This is a genomic window from Streptomyces sp. YPW6 (assembly GCF_018866325.1).
Lineage (GTDB): Bacteria > Actinomycetota > Actinomycetes > Streptomycetales > Streptomycetaceae > Streptomyces.
On the sequence record NZ_CP076457.1, the window covers coordinates 5,307,975 to 5,327,063 of the forward strand.

A 19,089-nucleotide genomic window follows, 5' to 3' on the forward strand; every position below is an offset into this window, starting at 1 on the left:
GTCAGTGGTCCCCCTGGTGGCGCAGTGTGACCGCCGGGTCCCCGCGGCGCAGCGCCATCGTCGCGACGATCACGAGCGGCAGCGCGGCGACCCCGGCCAGCAGTGCGGCGACCTGCCCTGCGGGCAGCTCGACCAGCACCGGCGGAACAGGCCGGTCCGCCTGCCCGGTCAGGACGATGAGCGGGACGACGGCCCGGGTCAGCACCGTGCCGATACCGAGCCCGATCAGCAGGGCGAGAGCGATCAGCACGCCCTGTTCGGCGGCGATCATCCGGGCCAGCTGGCGACGCGGGGCGCCGAGCGCCCGCAACACGCCGAGCTCCGCCGCCCGTTCGCGCCGGGAGGCGGAGACGCTGACCGCGAAGCCGACCGCCGCCAGCGCCGCGGCGACCACCGCGACGGCAGGCAGCGCCGACTGCGGCCCCGCGCCCAGCGGGTCGTCCACCAGCCGCTGGGCGGTCTCGGCCCGGACCAGCACCTGGCCGGGGTCGGTGTCCGGCAGCGCGCGCAGGGCTGCGGCGACCTTCGGGGCGTCGCCGGGGGCGGCGCTCAGCCACCACTCGGTCGCCTCGATCGTGGCCGTCGTCCGCCGGGACAGGACCTCGGTGACGGCCTTGAGGTCCAGCAGCAGCGCGCCCCCGCTCTGCGCCGGGTCCGCGGCGCCGGACAGCTCGGCGGCCCCGGTGGTCGGCAGTCTGCGCACCGACTCCACCAGGGTCACCCGGACGGTGTTCCCGGCCAGGGTCAGGTCGATCTCGTCACCCAGCCGCGCGTTCGCGCTCTTCAGATAGGCGTCCGTCGCGACCGCCCTGAGCGGCCCGGCCTTCGGCCGGCCGGCGGAGATCCGCAGCGTGCTGGTGGTCTGCTCCCAGGAGTCCTCGCTGCTCACGCCGGTGTCGTAGGTGAAGTCCGGCAGCCCCGACGACTCGTTGGGCACCGGCGTCGTGCCGGGCCGGCTGTCACCGCGGTCGGTGAGCGTCATCGACGCCTCCCAGCGCACCGTTCCGGAGACCGGCACCGGGCGTTCCGGGCCTTCGGGGGCTTCGGATGCTTCTGAGCCTTCGGAGGGTTCGGAGCCCTCGGGGTCGTCGGGGGAGCCGGAGCTCTCGGGGGCGTCGGGGGAGCCGGAGCTCTCGGGGTCGTCGGGGGAGCCGGAGCCCTCGGGGGAGCCGGAGCCCGAGCCGGACGCTCGGTCGTCGCCCGTGCCCGTGACCGCGCGTACGGCGCTCACCGAGACCCGGCGCTTCTCCGCCCGGCCGTACGGCGGTTCGTCGTCCACCTCCATGCCGGTCACGGCCAGACCGCCCGCCCCCGACACCGGGAACGACACCGGGACCGGGCGGCCGTCCACGGGCACCGGGCCGGCCAGGAACCGGTAGGGGAGGCCGTAGCGGTCCTCCAGGAGCACCGTGACCACCGGCGGCGACGCCCCGGGAGCGGGCTCGGAGCCCTTCGCCGACACCGTGGTGATCCGTAGCTCCATCGTCACCCGGGTGGCGCCCTTCGGGAGGACCAGCCCGGGGCGCGGGGCCGGATCCGGGGCGATGGCGTCGAACACCTGGCGCGGGCTCCTGCCGGCGAGGTCGGAGCGCATCAGCATGTCCTCGTCCGCGTGGGCGGTGTCCAGGGCGAGGATCTCGGCCGTGCGCCCCCCGGAGGCCTCCACCGTCGTGCGGTGGGCGGGCGCCGCCTGCCGCACCCCGTCCAGCCCGCCGTAGATCCCGGCCGCCGCCGGACCGCTGCCGTGCCCGCCCACCAGCCGGACCGAGGCACCGGAGCCGAAGTCGGCCTGGTCGGACTGCGAACGGTTCCACGAGGCGCTCTGCCCGATCGCCAGCATGCCCATCGCCACCGACAGGACCAGCAGCAGCACCGGACCCGCGCCGCGCAGCGGACGGCGGCTGAACTGCCAGCCGGCCAGGGCCGCGGGCAGCCCCCGGCCCTTGGCCGCACGCCGCTCGACGAGCTTCGCGGCGGGCGGCAGCAGCCGCAGCGTGAGGACCGTTCCGGCGAGCAGCGCCAGGGCGGGCGCGGTGACCAGCAAGGGGTCGATGCCGAGGTCGCCCGCCCGGTCGCCGGTGAGCGCACCGCCGCCCGCCTGCCGGTCCAGTTGCCAGTACGCCACCCCCGCGATCAGCAGCAGCCCGAGGTCGGCGCCCGCCCGCACCGGCCCCGGCAGCGACGCGGCCCGGGTCCGGCGCCCACCCGTGCCGGCCGTCAGCGACGGCGCCACCACCGCCAGGGCACAGGCCAGCGCGACGGCCGCGGAGACCAGCCACACGGTTCCGGTCGCGGCCGCGCCGACGTCGAGACCGATCCGGGACAGGGCGCCGCGCTCGGCCAGCAGTCCGGTCAGCGGCCCCGCGAGCAACGGGGCGGCCACCGCGGCGGGCACGGCCAGCAGGAGCGCCTCGATCGCGGCGAACGAGGTGATCCGGCTCCGCGAACCGCCCCGGGCCCGCAGCAGTTCGCGCTCGCCGTCCCGCTCGCTGTTCAGCAGCCGGGCCACGAGCAGCAGGGCGTACGCGGCGAGCAGCACCAGCTGCACCGCGACGATCATCAGCGTGGAGCGGGAGACCAGCAGCGCCCGGTCGAGCTGGTCGAGCACGGTCGGCAGCGACATGCGCACGGTGACGCCCGAGGCGAACACCGGCGCCGCCGCCAGCGCCTTCGGGGCGCCCGCCGACGCGTCCCGCAGCCCGTCCATGGAACCGGTGGTCAGCGTGGCGTAGTCGGCGGCCGCCAGCCAGGAGGTCTGCCCGTCGCCGAGCGCGCCCGAGGCGAGGACCGAGGGGTCGGTGAGCAGCGGGCCGTACGTCGTGAAGGCGAGCTTGCGCACCCCGCGCCCGCCGAGGGGGTCCAGCTGCCAGTACGGGTCGGACCGGTCGGCGGCCTCGTAGACACCGGTGACCAGGACCCGCTGCTTCCTGTCGTCGTGCAGCCGGTCGGTGACGGTGACCCGCGCGCCCGGCTCCAGCTTCAGCGCCTCGGCGGCGACGACGGGCAGCGCGACCTGCACGGGCCCGGTGCCGTCGGACGCGGCGGGTGCCCGGCCGTCCGTGATCCGCACCCGGTCGGGGTCGAGGGCGGCGAAGTGGGTGAGGTCCGGTTCGCCGCGCCGGGCGGCCGGATCCTGGAGGCGTCGCGGCAGCGCGTACGACCCTGAACTCTCCAGCTTCCCCACGGTCACGGGCAGCCCGTCGAACGCGTCGCGGGAGGCCTCGCGGACGGCCTCGTCGGCCTCCGCGCGCTGCTCGTGGTCCACCGAGGCGGACACGGTCAGGGCGGCGGAAGGGGCCGACCGGTGGGTGAGGGTGTGGCGCAGGGCCGCGTCCCCCACGGAACCGGAGAACGCGGTGAGCGCGGCCAGGACGGAGGTGGTCAGCAGGACGGCGAGGACGGCCGCGGAGAGCAGCAGACGATGAGCCCGCACCCGTAGAAGGACGAAACCCGTCACCTGATCCCCCAGCCCCGGAAACACCGCACGCGCACGCCCCCCGGCGTACCGGTGATGCTTTCAGAGGCGCCAGGGTTTCGGTAACCGCTTACCGGCGGACCTTGATCCGATCGTGATCGTTATCCGGAGGTGGAGCGCCGCATTCCGGAGGCGATCAGTCCGCGGTGTTGACCATCGAGGCGGCCGCGTACGTGAGGTAGTCCCACAGCTGCCGCTCGTGCTCGGGCGCGAGCCCCAGCTCGTCCAGCGCGACCCGCATATGGGCGAGCCAGGCGTCATGGGCCGCCCGGTCCACCCGGAACGGCGCGTGCCGCATCCGCAGCCGCGGGTGGCCCCGGTGGTCGCTGTAGGTGCGGGGACCGCCCCAGTACTGCATCAGGAACAGCGCGAAGCGCTCCTCGGCCGGGCCCAGATCCTCCTCCGGATACATCGGCCGCAGCAGTTCGTCGCCCGCCACGCCTTCGTAGAAGCGGTGGACCAGGCGCCGGAAGGTCGCCTCGCCCCCGACCTGCTCGTAGAAGGTCTGCTCCTGAAGCGTGTCGCGCGGAATCTCAGTCACCCGTCCATGGTCGCAGACACGCCGCCCGAGGTCAGCGGTCCTAGGACCAACGACCGGGACCGGCCGCGGGCTGACCGGGACCGGCCGCACGCTCCCTCTCGCCCGCACGCCCCCGGCGCAGGACAGTGGAGACATGGGTGCACACCGGCAGGGCCCCTCCCCGTCCGCCCCCGACGCCGAGGCCGACGCGGCGAGGGACGCCCTGGTGCGGGAGATCGTCGCGCGGGGCGGACTCACCGATCCCGCCTGGCGCACCGCTTTCGCCGAGGTGCCCCGCCACCTGTTCGTACCGTTCTTCTACGTCCACGGAATCGGGGGCTACGAACGCCTCGGGGCCGCGGACCCCGACCCCGGGCGGCGTTCCCGCTGGCTGGACGGGGTGTACGCGGACGGGGCGCTGGCCACCATGCTCAAGGACGGCGAACTGGTCTCGTCCTCCAGCCAGCCGTCCCTGATGGCCCTGATGCTCGACGCCCTCGACGTGGCGGACGGAGACACGGTCCTGGAGATCGGCACGGGACCCGGCTACAACGCGGCGCTTCTCGCCCACCGGCTCGGCGACCCCGCTGTGACCAGCGTCGATCTGGACCCCGAGATCACGGATTCGGCCCGCTGCCACCTGGCGGCGGCCGGCTACCACCCGACGGTGATCACGGGCGACGGGGCCCTGGGCTGCCCGTCGCGCGCTCCGTACGACCGGATCATCGCGACCTGCACCCTGCCCTCCGTGCCGCGGAGCTGGCCGGAGCAGTGCCGCCCGGGGGCGTTGATCCTCGCACCGCTCGCCACCGGCCTGGTCCTGCTGGAGGTCCGCGCGACGGCGCACGGCCCGCGCGCCGAGGGGCATTTCCTGCACACTCCGGCGTACTTCGTGCCCCTGCGTGGGGCGCTGCCGCTGCCCGACAGGCTGCCGCACCTCGGCGGACTGCCGCGCCGGGTGGCCGGGGACGACCTGTTCCGGTTCCTTCTGACCCTGACCGCGGGCACCCTGGACCCGCACGAGGCCCTCTCCCTCTGGGAGCGCGAGGGGCGCCCGCAGCGGGAGAGGTACGGCATCACGGTCGGCCGGGGCCGTCAGTGGGCCTGGCTCGACGACCCGCAGGGCCCCTACACCTGGCCGCTCGCCGCCGACAGGTGAGCGGCGGGCGGCGGCGGTGCGCACTGAGACCGCCGCCCGCCCGGCGGTCTCAGTCCCGGCGGACCGTGATCGTCGTCCAGGCCCCGACGTGCACCTGGTCACCGTCCTGGAGCGGCACGGGGACGTACGGCTGGATCGGTTCCTCGGCGCCGTTCAGCGTGGTGCCGTTGGTGGAGTTCTGGTCGACGACAGCCCAGCCGCCGTCGGGCTGCTGCACGAGCACGGCGTGCTGGTGCGAGACGCCCGGGTCCTCCGGGGGCACCGACAGGTCGACGTCGGGGGACTCGCCGGTGCTCTGCCGGCGGCGCCCGATGGTGACCTGGCTGCCGGTGAGCGGAAGACGCTGCTCCGGGGAGTACGCGGGCAGGTTCAGCCCGGTCGCCTCGGGGCCGCTGCGCTGCATCATCGCGAGGAAGTACGCACGGTCCGGGGCGATCACGGCGGTCCAGGTGGCGGCCTGCTGCGGCCGGCCCTGGCCGGGCACTCCGTGCGGCTGACCCTGGTCGTACCCCTGGTCCTGCCCGTGCGGCCGGTCCTGTCCCGGGGTGCCGTGCCCCTGGCCCGGTCGGCCCTGATCCTGATGGGGGCCCGGCTGCTGGAACTGCTGGGGCGGCTGAGGCGGCTGTGCCTGGGAGGGCGGCGGCAGCATCCAGTCGTCCTCGCCGTCGGTGTGCCCCGACGGCTGCGGTGGCGCGGGCGGCGCCGACTGGTGCTGCGGCGCGAAGGGCGAGGCCTGCTGGGGCTCGAACGGCGACCGGGCGGACTGCGGGGGCTCGAATGGAGACGGGGCCGACTGCCGGGGCTCGAACGGCGAACGCGTCGACGGCGGGCCCTGCTGCTGGAACGAGGACGGCGGCGCGCCCTGCTGGAACGACTGCGGGGGCCCGCCCTGGCCGTCGTTCCGCTGCGGGCCGTCGCTTCCCTGCGGACCGTTCTGCTCGGGCGTGAGCGGCTCGGCGGGACGGTTCATCTGTGAGGGCCGCGAGCCCTGGTAGTCGAACGCGTCACGCTGCTGCGGGGCGCCCGGGCCACCGGGACCGCCCTGCGCACCCGGGCCCGGCTGACCGCCGGGGCCGTGCTGTCCGCCGGGGCCGTGCTGTCCGCCGGGGCCGCCTGGGCCGCCGGGGCCGGGCGGTCCACCGGGACCACCAAGACCACCGGGCCCGTGCTGTCCGCCGGGACCACCGGGACCGGGCTGTCCGCCGGGGCCCTGCGCCTGGAAGCCGGGCGGCAGGTTGAGACCGGGCGGCGGGCCGCTGGGCATGCTGTGCTGCGGGGCCAGCGGGGTGTAGGAGGTCGCCGTGTTGGTGAGGAAGTTCCAGCGGCACTCCTCGCAGAACGGCGCCATCGCCTCACGCGGCGTACGGCACTGCGGGCACAGCTCCGCCTGCATGGTGGGCTGACCGCCACCGGTGCCGGAGTCCGGCTGCGGGTAGCCGTAACCGGGCGCGGGCGGCGGAGGGGGCGGCGGGGGCACCGCGCCCGCGGGTGCGCCGCCGGGCGTCATGCGGTGTCCGCAGACCTCGCACCAGTCCTCGGAATCCGACTGGTGTCCGTTCGGGCAGGTCGGCATGTCGGCGCTTCCCCCTCTCCTCTTCCGGCCGCGGGGGCCGCATGCTGTCGGTCGCGGCGCCTTGACCGCGAGGTGATCGCTCGGTGCTATTTCTTGACGCGAACGGTCTTGGTGGAGCGCGTTTCGAGCGTCATCTCGTCCGCTTCCGCGACCTTCGCCTTCAGTCGCACAGTACCTGTCGCGGCATCGACGACGTCGACCACCTTCGAAAGCAGCTTCGCAGTGTCCTGGTTTCCGGACGCCGACGCCAGCTGCACCGCACGGCCCAGCTTCGCCGTCGCGCCGCCCAGGTCGCCCGCTTTGCGTGCTTCCAGACCCTGCTGAATGACATGTGCCAGTTCCGCCTGGCCTGTGTAGTGTGCGACCTGGGGATTGATCGACGTCGATGCCACCATGTCGTCCGTCCACACGGCTCGTACGAGCCCCTGCGACAGCGTCTGCGGGCTGCCCGCTCCCGACGGGTCGGGCAGGATCAGCGAGACCCGGGCGGCCAGCATCTCCTGGCCGATCCCGGCCTCGGGCACCACGACGCAGACGTGGTAGTCGCGGGACTCGTCGCCCCAGGACCCGGTCGGGTAGTCCCCGGCCCGCGCGTTCGCCTCGGTGCGCCGGCCGGTCAGGTCGGCGACGGTCGGCGCGACCTGCTTCACGAACCGGATCTCCGCGCCCACCGGGGTCCAGAGCCGCAGCGCCACGTCCGCGACCTCCTTGCCCATGGCGTTCTCCATCATGTGCGTGAAGTCCGCTGCCAGGCCGGAGGGTTCGGCGACGATGTCGGCCGTGCCGAGGAGGGCGGCGGCTATGCCGGTGACCTCCTTGACCTCCCAGTCGGTGCCCACCCCGCGGGCGTCGCACGTGAACCGGCCCGCGCAGGAGTCCAGTGCAGCCCCGAGGTCCTCGGGCGACTCGTGCTCGTTGCGGCCGTCGGTCAGCAGGATGCCGTGCCGGATGGCGGCGTCGGCGGAGTTCAGCAGCCGGTCGGCCAGCCGCAGCCAGGTGCCGATCGCGGTGCCGCCGCCCGCGCTCAGCTTCCGCAGCGCCTCCTTGGCCTGGGCCCTCGTCCGCGCGTCGGCGACCGCGAGCCGCCCGTGGCCCGGATAGACGTCCTTGGCCACATGGGTCCCGGCGACCACCGCGAACCGGGTCCCCTCGCGCAGGGTGTCGATCGCCGCCGCCGTCGCGTCGCGCGCGTTGCGCATCTTCGTCGGCGGGTAGTCCATCGAGCCCGAACAGTCGACCATCAGGACCACGGCCGCGCCGGGTTGCTGCCCCGTTCCGTCGGCGGGCGGGGGAGCCGCGTCCGCCAGCGGCACCCCGCCGGTGGTGCCGCCGCCGGTCGAGGTCACGGTGACGATCGCGTTGACCTCACGGCCGCCCTCGGGCAGGAACGCGTTCTGGTACACCTCGACGGAGAACTGCGGCACCTTCGACTTGGAGAAGTTGGCCATCTGGTCGGCTCCTTGAGGGTCAGACGGTTTCGCAGGCCGATCCTGCCCCCTGCGGCCGGACGGCGAACGGCAGAAGCGCCACTGTTACGTTGTCGTGGCCCCCGCCGTCGAGCGCGTGTCCCACGAGCACCTGGGCGCCGCGCAGCGGACGTTCCTGGGCGTCGGCCGGGACCGCGGCGGCCATCTCCTCGGCGGACTCGGCGTAGTTCCACAGGCCGTCCGTGCACACGACGACCAGGCCGGACCGGTCCGGCTTGAACGCGGCGGTGTGCGGCTCCAGTTCGTACGCGTCGGCGCCCAGCCAGCCGGTGATGGCGTGCGCGCGTTCGTCCGCGTACGCCTCCGCCTCGTTCATCAGGCCGGCCGCCACCATCTGCGCGGCCCAGGAGTCGTCCTCGGTGAGCCGGGCCGTGGGCTGGGTGCGGTCCTCGGGCACCCAGTAGGCCCGGCTGTCGCCGACCCAGCCGACGATCAGCAGCTCGCCCGCCATGACCGCGCCGACCAGGGTGCAGGCCGGGGCGTTCTGGTGGCGGTGCGCGTCGTGCTCCATCGCCCCGGCCGGCTCCTGCGCCAGGGCGTTGACCGCGTCGGACGCGGCGACGATCGCCTCGTGCATCGCCTGCTGGGGATGCGTACCGCGCGCCAGGGACTCCAGCAGCGACTCGTTGGCGGCGTTCGCGGCGGCGGCCGACGCCTCGTCCGGCCGGCTCGCCGAGGAGACGCCGTCGCAGACGATCGCGACGACGGCGGGCGAACCGTCCGGCAGCGCGGTCGAGGACACCGCGAAGGAGTCCTCGTTGCGGTGGTGACGCAGACCCCGGTCGCTCACCGCGGCCACCGAGCCGAGCTCCTGCTCCATGTGGTCGCGCTCGCGGGGCTGGGCGTGCCCGCAGTTCTCGCAGTAGCCGTCGGGGTCCACCCGGCCGGAGCGGCAGGCCACACAGACCTTCCCCCCGGCGACGGGAGCGGCGGCCGCCGCGGCGTGCTCCGCCGTACGGGGATCGGGAGCGGCCGGCGCGAAGTCACCGGAGTGCTCGACTCCGCCCGGCTCCGCGGGGTCGTCCCGGCGCACCGGAGCGGCCGCGGCCCCCGGAACGGCCGAGGTCCCCGGAGCGGCCGCGGGCTCCGGACCGCCGACGGGCTCCGGCCCGCGCCCGGCCGCCGCGAATTCCTTCCCGGACGCCGCGTCTTGGCCGGCCGCCGCGAAGCCCTGGCCGACCGCCGCGCCGGGCTCGGCCGCCGGGCCCGGCTCCCGGGTCTGTTCCCGCTCCGCCGCCAGGGGCCTGCCGCCCGAGTCCGTCCCCGGCAGGTCCGAGGGGCGGTGCACCGGCGCGGGCACGTCCGAGCTGTCGGTCTCCGCGGCCGCGGGCCACCGTACGGCCTCGGCACCCGGCACGGCCGACGCCTCTGCGGTGTCCGGGGGCACGGTGATGGCCATCGTGGGCCGGTCGTGGGGGCGGTCGGGCACGGCCGAGAGGTCGTAGCCGCACGCCCCGCAGAACAGATCGCCCGCGGCCGGCGGCTCCTCGCAGCCGGGGCACTTCGACAGTGCGGGCTGCTGGTGGCTCTGAGACATCTTCACACCCACGTCCGAGGGCGGAAACGGTTGGCCCGCTCCACCAGTTCGATCCTCTCGTCGCCCCGCTGCGCGAGCCGGGCGAGCATCCGGTACGAGCGCTCCAGCCCGAACCGCACTCCCCGCTCGGTCAGTTCGGCGCCGAGCAGCTTGCGTGTCTCCGGCGGGCCGGCGCCCGGTCCGCCAGGTCCCGGGACACCGGGACTACCGGAGAGTACCCAGTCCAGCGCCTTGCCCAGTACCTCCGTCGACAACTGCTCGTGCCGCACCGGGTCCAGACCGAGGGTGTCCAGCGCGGTCACCTGGACCCCGGCGGCCGTCAGATCGTCCAGCAGCGGTTCCCGGTGCGATCGCTCGCGCAGCCGCGCCCGGACGGCGGCGACCCGTGCCGCCGTGAAGTGGATCGAGGCCTCCGGCACCGACTCCAGGGTGCCCACCGCCGCCTCCCGCTCCCCGGCGGCGATCTGCACCCGGGCCAGGCCGAACGCGGCGCTGACGAAACCCGGATCGGTCGCCCACACCAGGCGGTAGTACTCGGCGGCGTTGTCCAGCTGGCCCAGCACCTCCGCGCAGATCCCGAGTGCCAGCTTGGGCGCCGTCTCCCCGGGGAACGCGTCGTAGACCGCGTCGAAGGAGAGCGCCGCCGTCTCGTGGTCACCGGTCACCAGCGAGGTGACGCCCCGATACCAGACGACCCGCCAGTCGTCCGCGTGTTCACCCTCCAGGGTGGTCAGCGCACGGGCGGCCGAACCCGGCTCCCGCATCTCCAGCCGGGCCCGCAGCTCCCGCAGCCGGGTCTCCAGCGAGGGGACGGGCACCGTGTGCAGGGCGCTGATCAGCTCGGCCGGGGCGGAGGCCGTCAGCCCCGCGAGGAAACCGGCGTTCGGGTCCATCGCGTCGACCCGGGGCACCGGGAGCGCCAACGCGGTGACCGAGGCGTCGAACGGGGCGAGCCGGGCACCCCCGGCAGAGCCGTACGCCCCGGCCGGCTCGGTCCGGACGTACGGCCCGGCCGAGGCGCCCGTGGCATACGGTCCGGCCGAGGCGCCGCCGGCATACGGTCCGGCAGCCCCGCCCGGGGCCCGGTCGGGCGGCCGGGGCGCCGGAACAGCGGCGTGCGCCGGGGAGCGTACGGGAGCGGAGCCGCGCCGCCCGGCGCGGAGCCCCGGACGTGGGTCGGCGGCACGGCCAGCGGGGCGGCCCCGCCGCACCCGGCGCGCCTCCCCACCGGGCCGGACGGCTGCGCACCCACCGGCAGCGCCGCGGCCACCGCGGACGTCACGGCCCCGGCGCGACCGGCACCGCACCACCGCGGGGCTGCCCGCCCGGGGCCCGCCCCGCGCCGCTCTGCGCGGGAAGGCCGGCCGGCGGGCCCCCGCGGCCCTTCCGGCGGCGCAGCAGCCCGCCCCGGGCGGAACCGGTGTCCCGCCCGCCCAACTGTGAGACGTCGTCCGTCTGCGGGGCGAACAGCTCCGTGTCGACCACGCGCAGTTCCGCGCCGAACAGGGTCGACAGGGCGGGCCGCGGCCGGCCGGTCTGCAGCGCCACCACCTCCCGCAGCACCCCCGTCAGCTGCTCGGCCATCTCCGCCGCCGAGGCGAACCGCCGGGCCGGGTCCGGGTCGGTGGCCCGCACCAGCAGCCGGTAGAACGACTCGTAGGCGCGGAACACCTCAACGGTGTCCGGGTCCGGCAGCGAGTCCACGAAGACGTTCGTGTACCCCTGGAAGTCGAAGGTGAGGACCGCCAGCGTCCGGGCCACCGTGTACAGGTCGGAGGCGACCGATGGGCCGAGCTCCGCCACCTCGGGGGCCTGGTAGCCGATCGTGCCGTAGATCGCGGACTCGTCGTCGTCCATCCGGCGCACCGCGCCCATGTCGATCAGCTTGAGCTGGTCCTCGGTCTGGATCGCGTTGTCGACCTTGAAGTCGCAGTAGAGCAGGTTGCGGCTGTGCAGGTGCCCTAGCGCCTCCAGCGCCTCGATCCCGTACGCGCAGGCCTGCTCCACCGGCAGCGGGTCACGCTTCCCGGCCGGCGTACGGCGCTCGTTGGCGATCTCCTTGAGCGCCTTGCCGCCGACGTACTCCATGACGATGTAGCCGTCGAGGGAGCCGGTGCGCTGGTCCAGGTGCTCGACGAAGTTGTAGATCCGCACGATGTTGGAGTGCTCGATCTCGGCGAGGAAGCGGCGCTCGGAGATCGCGGCGGTCATCGCGTCCTGGTCGCCGGTGTCCAGCAGACCCTTGAGCACCACCCAGCGGTCCGAGACGGCCCGGTCCACCGCGAGGTACACCCAGCCGAGACCGCCGTGCGCCAGACAGCCCACGACCTCGTACTGGCCGTGCACGATGTCGCCCTCGGCCAGCTTCGGCACGAAAGAGTACGGGTGGCCGCACTTGGTGCAGAACCCCTCCGTGCGGCCCGGCCGCTCCTCGCGCGAACGGCCCACCGGGGCCCCGCAGTCCGAACGGGAGCAGAACCGCTTGCGCTCGGGCACCTCCGCCCGCTCCATCACCGCCGTGCGCGGATCGGGCCGGGGGACGTCCGGGACCTCCACCAGGCCGACCCCGAGGCGTCCCCGCGCCGAGGCCGCCGATGTCGAGCCGGAGGAGCGCACCGAGACCGACCGGGAGGTGGACGCCCCGGACAGCGAACGCGACAGCCGGCCGGAGACCGAACGGCGCGAGGTCGACGAACGGGACGAGGACCGGGCGGAGGCACGGGAGCCGGAACGCTGCGAGGAACTGTCCCGGCCGCTCGCCCGGCCGCCCCCGGCGACCCCGGTCGGCGGCGAGGAGACCATGCCCGTCGACGAGACGACCGGAGCCAGACCGCAGGTGTCGCAGTACAGCTCACCGCCGCCCATGTCCTCGTAGTCGCCCTCGCACGCGGGGCGCTGGCACTGCGTACTCATCGTGATCCCCCCTCTTCGCCCGCGCTCCATCCGTCGTGCGGTCCGTCGGGCCGACGCGGCGGCAGCGACTCCGCGACCGCGTGCTGGTAGCGCAGGACGGCCTGCTCGGCGACCCGCAGATCGCACGGCGCGCTCCACAGCATGCGGCGCGCCGCGTCGTACCGCTCGATCAGCAGCGGATCCTCCGCCAGGCCGTGCCGGGCCGCCTTCGCCTTGTACGCATCGAGCCGGCCGCGCAGCTCGGCGCGGACTGCCAGCGGCGCGGTCACCGAGGTCAACGACTCACGGGCACGCAGCAGTTCGTCCTCGGCCTCCTGCTCCAGGGACTCCAGCAGCGGTGAGAGCCGGTGCCACTGGGCGTGCCTGCGGTGTTCCGACGCGGCCGCCAGACGCTCCTGGAGCGCGGTCGGCGGGCCGCTGACCGCGGGCACCTCGGAGGCGGCGATCTTCGCCAGCACCTCGCCGCGCGCCGCCCGCGCCTCCGTCAGGGTGCGGTCGGCCCGCGAGAGCACGTCCCGCAGCCGCACCAGGCGCGCCTCCGCGTCCTGCCGGACCGTGAGCACCGCCTCGATCTCGCGCCGTACGTCCTCCAGGCCGCGGGCGGCCCGGTCGTAACGCGAGGTGTCCGGGCGGCCGCCGCCGGGCGCGGCGCTGCCGGGCCCCGGCAGCCAGAACGCCAGCGGGTCCGAGACCACCTGCACCCGCAGCGTCGTCAGCTCCTCGGTGATCTGCGCCAGGTCGTCGCCGGCCGGATGCTCACCGGGCCGCACCCCCACCGAGTGCGCCAGCGAACGCGTGCGGTGCAGCTCGGCCGCGAGCAGGTCGATCCGGGCGGGCAGCGCCGACCAGACGGAGTCGGAGGCGACGACCATGTCCAGGGACCGGGCATACAGCTCGTTCATCCGGGCGACCAGCTCCTGGAGCGAGAACCGCTCGGAGAGCCGGGCCGGGCCCGCGGCCGAAGGCGGCGGCACCGCACCCGTGTTGGCGACCGTGACCGACTCGCCGCGCAGCAGCTCGGTCAGCGCCGCGAGGTCCTCCCGGTTCGGGTGGCGGCGGCGCGCACGGATCGTGCGGGCCTCGGACAGCGCCCCCGCGTACGCGTCGAAGTACCCCCACAGGAGGGTGATCGACTGCTCGGTGGCGGCCCAGCGCTCCTGGGTCACGCCGGTCAGCTCGGCGCCCTCCAGGAGTCGGCGCCCGGCATGGTCCTGGAGGGCCAGGAGCGAGGTCTCGATGGCCTCGTGCTCCGCCCCGAGCCGGGCCAGCGCACGGTCCGCCTCCTCCCGGTCCATGACCGGTCCGGAGGGCCTCCCCGCGAAGCCGGGGAAGGAACCCGCGACGCCCATCGATCACCTCTCCGCTCTCCCCGCCGGGCCGGTGGGTCCGGCGGGATCGGTCTGCTTCGGTCTGCTCCGGCCCGCTCGCCGTGGCCCGTACGCCCCTGTGGTGCCCGGTGCCGCGGCGCGGGATCAGCCGGTGCGGTACTTGGGGGCGGGCGGTGCGGTGATCCCCGGCAGGCCGGTCGCCAGCCACTTCTCGTAGGACCGCATCCAGGCGCTGTCCTCGCCGCCCGCCCGGTAGTCGACGAGGACCTGGTTGACCCGGGCCACCAGGTCGTCGGCGCCCTTCTTCGCCGCGACGCCGTAGAACTCCGTGGTGAACGGCTCCGTCCCCTTGAGCTCCACCGCCGGGTCCTGCGCCGCCTGCCCGGCCGCCAGGGCGTTGTCCGTGACGACCGCGTCGACCTCACCGAGCTGGAGCCGCACCAGGCAGTCCAGCTGGTTGGGCACGGTCAGCCGGTCCGGGTCGCGCTCGGTGCCGTCGAAGTCGTCCTTGTAGAGGGCCCCGAACGACTTCCTCTCCAGCGCCTCGTACGCGGTGGAGCCCTCGGCCGAGCAGACCCGCTTGCCCTTCAGGGAGGAGTCGTAGCCGGTGATCGGCGAATCCTTCGGGGCGAGCACCTGCTGCCCCGCCCGGAAGTAGGCGGTGGAGAAGGAGACCTGCTCCAGCCGCTTGCAGTTGATCGTCATCGTCCGCACGACGACGTCGACCCGGTCGTTCTCCAGGGCGGCGATGCGCTGGTTGGTGGGGATGGCCCGGAAGATCACCGCGTCCGGGTCGCCCAGCAGGTCATCGGCGATGGCCCGCACCAGATCGATGTCGAACCCCTCCAGACCGCCGCTCTCGGGGTTGCGGTAGCCCCAGCGGAAGCTGTTCTGGTCGACGCCCGCTATCAGCTTGCCGCGCTCCTTGATCCTGTCGATGTTCGGCCCGTCGGCACCGGACGCGGGCAGGCTCGCCTCCGGCTCGGTGCACGCCTCGGCCCGGGCCCGGTCGGCCGTCGCGACCCCGCCCGACGTGCCCGCCCCGGCCGTCCTGCCACCGTGGTGGGCCAGCGGCAGCAGGGTGACCGCGGCGGTGACCGCACACGCCACCGCCATCCCCGCCACCCCGCCCCAGCCGCGCAGGCCGCCACGTCCGGGCCGGACCTTCCTCCTGCTCATCGCTGCCCCTCTCACCGGTACTCCGAGAGCCTGCGGTTGACCCCGGCGATCACGGCGATCGCCCCCAGCACGGCCAGGGCCGCGGCCCCGGCCGGCAGGCCCCGCAGGGCCCCGCGCCCGTCCTTCGCCGCCGAGGTGAACTCGCCCTGCTCATGGGCGAGCGCCTGCTCCAGCGCGGCGTCCACCTGCTGGAAGGACTGCCCGGTGGACTTCCGGGTCCCGATGATCTGCTCCAGCGCGCCGTCGTAGTCGCCCTGGTCGTCCGTGGCCCGGGCCTCGCGGTGCCGCACCTGCCACTGCGCCACGCCGTCCGCCGCCCTGGCCACCGGCGCGCTCCCGCCGGCGTCGTCCGCGAGCCGCTCGGCCTGCTCCAGCCGCGCCTTCAGCTCCGACATCCCCGAGCCGTAGTCCGCCTCGTACTGGTCGGCGGAACCGTCGGGCGTCAGCACCGCACCGCGCGCCACCAGAGTGAGGTTCTCGTTGGCGCGCGCCTTCAGGGAGTTGATCCGGGCGTCGTTGAGGGCGTCCAGCGACTCCTGGCCGTGCACCATCGCCGACCGCAGCTCCGCGCGGGCCACCGTGTGCCCCACGGCCAGCCAGAGCACCACCACCGACGCGGCGGCCGTCGCGGCCAGCAGCCCGAGGTTCAGCACCCGGTTCGTCCGGCGGTAGGTGCGCCGCTGCATCCACCCCAGCGCGCCCAGCACGACGATCCCGGCGCCGATCGACCACAGCGGCCACCGCCGGGTGTCGGCCGCGTCGCTCTCCAGCCGGTCCGTCTGCGCCGCGTACAGGCGCTCGGCGGCGGGGAGCATCTCGCCGGACATCTTCTGGTTCGCGTACCGGAGGTAGGCGCCGCCCAGCGGCAGACCCTGGCGGTTGTTGGCGCGGGCACGCTCGATCAGGCCCGTGTAGACCGGGAGCAGCCTGTTGAGGGTGGCTATCTCATCTCTGGACGCGCTCGCGGAGTCGGTGTTCCCCGATGCCTTCACCAGCAGCCGGGCCGCCTCCTCGACGTCCTTCCGATACCGCTCCTGCACCTCCACGGGCTCCTGCGCCCCCGCGAGGAACCCACTGGCCGCCGTCGTGTCCGCGTCGGCCAGGAAGCGGTAGATGTCCGCCGCGTCGGCGCTGAGCGGCTGGCTGCGGCTGACCACGTCGTCGGCCGAGGAGGCCCGCTGCGACATCTCCAGCGTGGTCACCGCGCCGAACGCGACGACCAGCAGGGCCAGGACGGCCCCGACGATCTGGAGCCGGCCGGGCTCGGTGGTCGCCACCGCACGCAGGCGCCGCGCCCGTGTGGCCCACGTGGTGCGCTGTCCGGGCACGCCGGCGTGCCCGGACACCGGGTCCGGCGTACCCAGCGTCTGCGCGCCGCCGCTCGGCGGGTGTGTCACTCGACCTCCCCCTCGGTCACTGACAGTAGGTCCCCGTCCCCGTTCCCGTCATCAGTCCCCGCATTCGATCAGGGCGGACGCGGCCGATCAAGGCAAGCGGCACAACGTGCCCGGATACATCCCCATAAGCGAACGGACTTCCCATCAGGTACACGTTCCACAAGCCCGATCGGTTCCCTCGTGCCCCTCCTAAGCCGCCCGTTCACCCGTACGGGAAACGAACGGGAAGCGTCCCCCCACGCGCATCGCGTGAGGGGACGTCCCACCGGTCTCCGGCCGGTCCCGGTGCTCAGGCGTACCGCGCGCGCAGTCTCCGGTGGACCTCGGGACCCGCCCCCGTCCGATCCAGGCCCAGCAGTGCCGCGCCCAGCACCGGCGGCTCGGAGACGACGCGCACCTCGGCCTTCGGGGCGCGGGCGGCCAGCAGCGCGGCGATCCGGTCGTTGAGCTGCGGGTGGCGCGCGGCCAGCACGCTTCCGCCGAGCAGCACCGGAACCTCCTCCTCCAGCAGATCGAGGCGCTCCAGCGCGACCGAGGCCATCGCAACCACCTCGTGCGCCTGCCGCTTCACCAGCGCGGCCGCCACCGGATCCCCGGCCTCCGCCGTCGTGAACAGCACCGGCGTCAGCTCGTGCCGTCGTGCCTGCGGGATCGCACCCCGGTGCAGCGCCTCGATCAGCCCGTACATCGAGTCGAGCCCGAAGTGGCCCGGCAGCGTACGGGCCAGCTCCGACGGTTCGCCGCGCCCGTCCTCGGCGCGCGCGGCGAACCACAGCGCCTCCTCCGCGAGCCCCGAACCGCCGCCCCAGTCACCGGAGATCCGCCCGATCGCGGGGAAGCGGGCGGTCCGCCCGTCCGGGGTCATGCCCACGCAGTTGATCCCGGCCCCGCACACCACCGCGACGCCCCGGGGCTCGTCCACCCCGGCGCGCAGGATCGCGAAGGTGTCGTTGCGCACCTCCACCGATGACCCCCAGCCGCGGGATTCCAGAGCGGCGGCCAACTCGGCTTCCTCGACCGGGAGATCGGCGTTGGCCAGACACGCCGAGACATGACCGGAGAGGACGGGCGGGGCCGGCAGCTCCGCGAGCGCCCGCTCCAGCACCTCGGCCAGCACGTCGACCGCGGCCTCCACCCCGATCGCCGGCGGCTGGAAACCGCCGCCGCGCGCCGTGGCCAGCACCGTGCCGTCCTCGCCGATGAGCGCCACATCGGTCTTGCTGTTGCCCGCGTCGATGGCGACGACCGACACGTTCACGCCCACGCCAGGTGCTCCCGGTTGTGGGCGATCAGCCGGTCGGTGAGGCCCTCGGCGGAGTCGAACTGGCCGATCAGCGGGTGGGCCAGCAGCGCCTTGAAGACCCGGTCCCGGCCCCCGCGCAGCGCGGCTTCCAGGGCGAGGTCCTCGTACGCCGTGACGTTGGCGATGAGACCGGCGTACAGCGGGTCCAGCTTCGGGACGGCCAGCGGCGTGGCGCCGTCGCGGCCGACCCGGGCCTGTACCTCGATCACCGCGTCGTCCGGGAGGAACGGCAGGGTGCCGTTGTTGTACGTGTTGACCACCTGGACCGGGGAGCCGCCGTCGCCCAGCAGCGAGGCCGCCAGGTCCACGGCCGCCTCGGAGTAGAACGCGCCGCCGCGCTTGGCGAGCAGTGCGGGCTTCTCGTCGAGCGCCGGGTCGCCGTACATCGCGAGGAGTTCCTTCTCCATCGCCGCGACCTCGGCGGCCCGCGAGGGCTTGGTGCCCAGCTCCCGCACCACCTCGTCGTGGGCGTAGAAGTAGCGCAGGTAGTAGGAGGGGACGACGCCGAGCCGGTCCACCAGCTCCCGCGGCATGTGGAGGTCGTCGGCGATGGCGTCACCGTGCTCCGCGAGCAGCTTCGGCAGGACGTTCTCGCCGTCCGGGCCGCCGAGGCGTACTCCCAGCTCCCAGCTCAGGTGGTTGAGCCCGACGTGGTCGAGGTGCACCTGTCCCGGCTCGACGTCCAGCAGCCGGGCGAACTTCCGCTGGAAGCCGATCGCCACGTTGCACAGGCCGACCGCCTTGTGCCCGGCCTGCAGGAGGGCGCGGGTGACGATCCCGACCGGGTTGGTGAAGTCGATGATCCAGGCGTCCGGGTTGGTGCGGCGGACCCGCTCGGCGATGTCCAGGACGACCGGCACGGTGCGCAGCGCCTTGGCGAGACCGCCGGCGCCGGTGGTCTCCTGCCCGACGCAGCCGCACTCCAGCGGCCAGGTCTCGTCCTGGTCGCGCGCGGCCTGTCCGCCGACGCGCAGCTGGAGCAGGACCGCGTCGGCGTCGGCGACGCCCGCGTCGATGTCGGTGGTCGTCGTGATCCTCCCCGCGTGGTCCTGCTTGGCGAAGATCCGCCGGGCGAGGCCCGAGACCAGCTCCAGGCGGTCGGCCGCCGGGTCGACGAGCACCAGCTCCTCGATCGGCAGCGTGTCCCGCAGCCGCGCGAATCCGTCGATCAGTTCAGGGGTGTAGGTGGACCCGCCACCCACTACTGCGAGCTTCATG

11 protein-coding genes and 1 pseudogene are annotated in these 19,089 nt (G+C 74.6%); 1 reads left to right on the top strand and 11 read right to left on the bottom strand.

Going from position 1 to position 19,089, the window contains the following annotated elements:
• Nucleotide 1: 1 nt before the first annotated feature.
• A complete protein-coding gene (locus tag KME66_RS23435) occupies nucleotides 2-3,457 on the bottom strand; it encodes an FtsX-like permease family protein (RefSeq protein WP_216325608.1) in 3,456 nt (1,151 codons plus the stop codon).
• Between the two features lie 154 nt (nucleotides 3,458-3,611).
• Entirely contained in the window at nucleotides 3,612-4,016 is a 405-nt protein-coding gene (locus KME66_RS23440; protein WP_003969111.1) for a globin, read from the bottom strand.
• 133 nt (nucleotides 4,017-4,149) lie between these two features.
• On the opposite strand from KME66_RS23440, the gene KME66_RS23445 reads away from it, so the two are divergent.
• Complete coding sequence (locus KME66_RS23445; RefSeq protein ID WP_216325610.1) at nucleotides 4,150-5,154, top strand: methyltransferase domain-containing protein; 1,005 nt, start codon at nucleotides 4,150-4,152, stop codon at nucleotides 5,152-5,154.
• Between the two features lie 49 nt (nucleotides 5,155-5,203).
• On the opposite strand, the gene KME66_RS23450 is transcribed toward KME66_RS23445, so the two are convergent.
• From KME66_RS23450 to KME66_RS23490, 9 genes and pseudogenes are all read right to left on the bottom strand, one after another.
• A complete protein-coding gene (locus KME66_RS23450) occupies nucleotides 5,204-6,727 on the bottom strand; it encodes an FHA domain-containing protein (protein WP_216325614.1) in 1,524 nt (507 codons plus the stop codon).
• A gap of 86 nt (nucleotides 6,728-6,813) precedes the next feature.
• Nucleotides 6,814-8,175 (bottom strand): VWA domain-containing protein, encoded by a 1,362-nt coding sequence (locus tag KME66_RS23455; protein ID WP_073216577.1) that lies wholly within the window; start codon nucleotides 8,173-8,175, stop codon nucleotides 6,814-6,816.
• Between the two features lie 19 nt (nucleotides 8,176-8,194).
• Nucleotides 8,195-9,751 (bottom strand): PP2C family serine/threonine-protein phosphatase, encoded by a 1,557-nt coding sequence (locus tag KME66_RS23460; protein WP_216325618.1) that lies wholly within the window; start codon nucleotides 9,749-9,751, stop codon nucleotides 8,195-8,197.
• Nucleotides 9,752-9,753: 2 nt separating this feature from the next.
• Nucleotides 9,754-12,664: pseudogene (locus KME66_RS23465) on the bottom strand (tetratricopeptide repeat protein).
• Nucleotides 12,661-14,013, bottom strand: coding sequence for a hypothetical protein (locus KME66_RS23470; RefSeq protein WP_216325621.1), 1,353 nt, complete (start codon nucleotides 14,011-14,013; stop codon nucleotides 12,661-12,663). Before KME66_RS23470 ends, KME66_RS23465 begins: the two are co-directional and overlap by 4 nt.
• Before the next feature lie 123 nt (nucleotides 14,014-14,136).
• On the bottom strand, nucleotides 14,137-15,171 hold the full coding sequence (locus tag KME66_RS23475; protein ID WP_073216587.1) for a glutamate ABC transporter substrate-binding protein: 1,035 nt from the start codon (nucleotides 15,169-15,171) through the stop codon (nucleotides 14,137-14,139).
• Nucleotides 15,172-15,182: 11 nt separating this feature from the next.
• Nucleotides 15,183-16,568 carry a hypothetical protein gene (locus KME66_RS23480; RefSeq protein ID WP_216325624.1) on the bottom strand — a complete coding sequence of 462 codons (1,386 nt, stop codon included), beginning with the start codon at nucleotides 16,566-16,568 and terminating at the stop codon, nucleotides 15,183-15,185.
• Nucleotides 16,569-16,857: 289 nt separating this feature from the next.
• The gene (locus tag KME66_RS23485; protein ID WP_216325627.1) at nucleotides 16,858-17,832 is read right to left on the bottom strand and encodes an N-acetylglucosamine kinase; all 975 of its coding nucleotides are present in this window, start codon (nucleotides 17,830-17,832) and stop codon (nucleotides 16,858-16,860) included.
• Nucleotides 17,823-19,088, bottom strand: a complete 1,266-nt coding sequence (locus KME66_RS23490; protein WP_073216596.1) for a 6-phospho-beta-glucosidase — start codon at nucleotides 19,086-19,088, stop codon at nucleotides 17,823-17,825. The genes KME66_RS23485 and KME66_RS23490 overlap by 10 nt, the downstream gene beginning before the upstream one ends.
• Nucleotide 19,089 lies beyond the last annotated feature (1 nt).

Coding starts and splice junctions, on each gene's coding strand:
- KME66_RS23445 (WP_216325610.1), top strand. CDS start 4,150: ATGGGTGCACACCGGCAGGGCCCCTCCCCGTCCGCCCCCGACGCCGAG.
- KME66_RS23450 (WP_216325614.1), bottom strand. CDS start 6,727: ATGCCGACCTGCCCGAACGGACACCAGTCGGATTCCGAGGACTGGTGC.
- KME66_RS23455 (WP_073216577.1), bottom strand. CDS start 8,175: ATGGCCAACTTCTCCAAGTCGAAGGTGCCGCAGTTCTCCGTCGAGGTG.
- KME66_RS23460 (WP_216325618.1), bottom strand. CDS start 9,751: ATGTCTCAGAGCCACCAGCAGCCCGCACTGTCGAAGTGCCCCGGCTGC.
- KME66_RS23470 (WP_216325621.1), bottom strand. CDS start 14,013: ATGGGCGTCGCGGGTTCCTTCCCCGGCTTCGCGGGGAGGCCCTCCGGA.
- KME66_RS23475 (WP_073216587.1), bottom strand. CDS start 15,171: ATGAGCAGGAGGAAGGTCCGGCCCGGACGTGGCGGCCTGCGCGGCTGG.
- KME66_RS23490 (WP_073216596.1), bottom strand. CDS start 19,088: ATGAAGCTCGCAGTAGTGGGTGGCGGGTCCACCTACACCCCTGAACTG.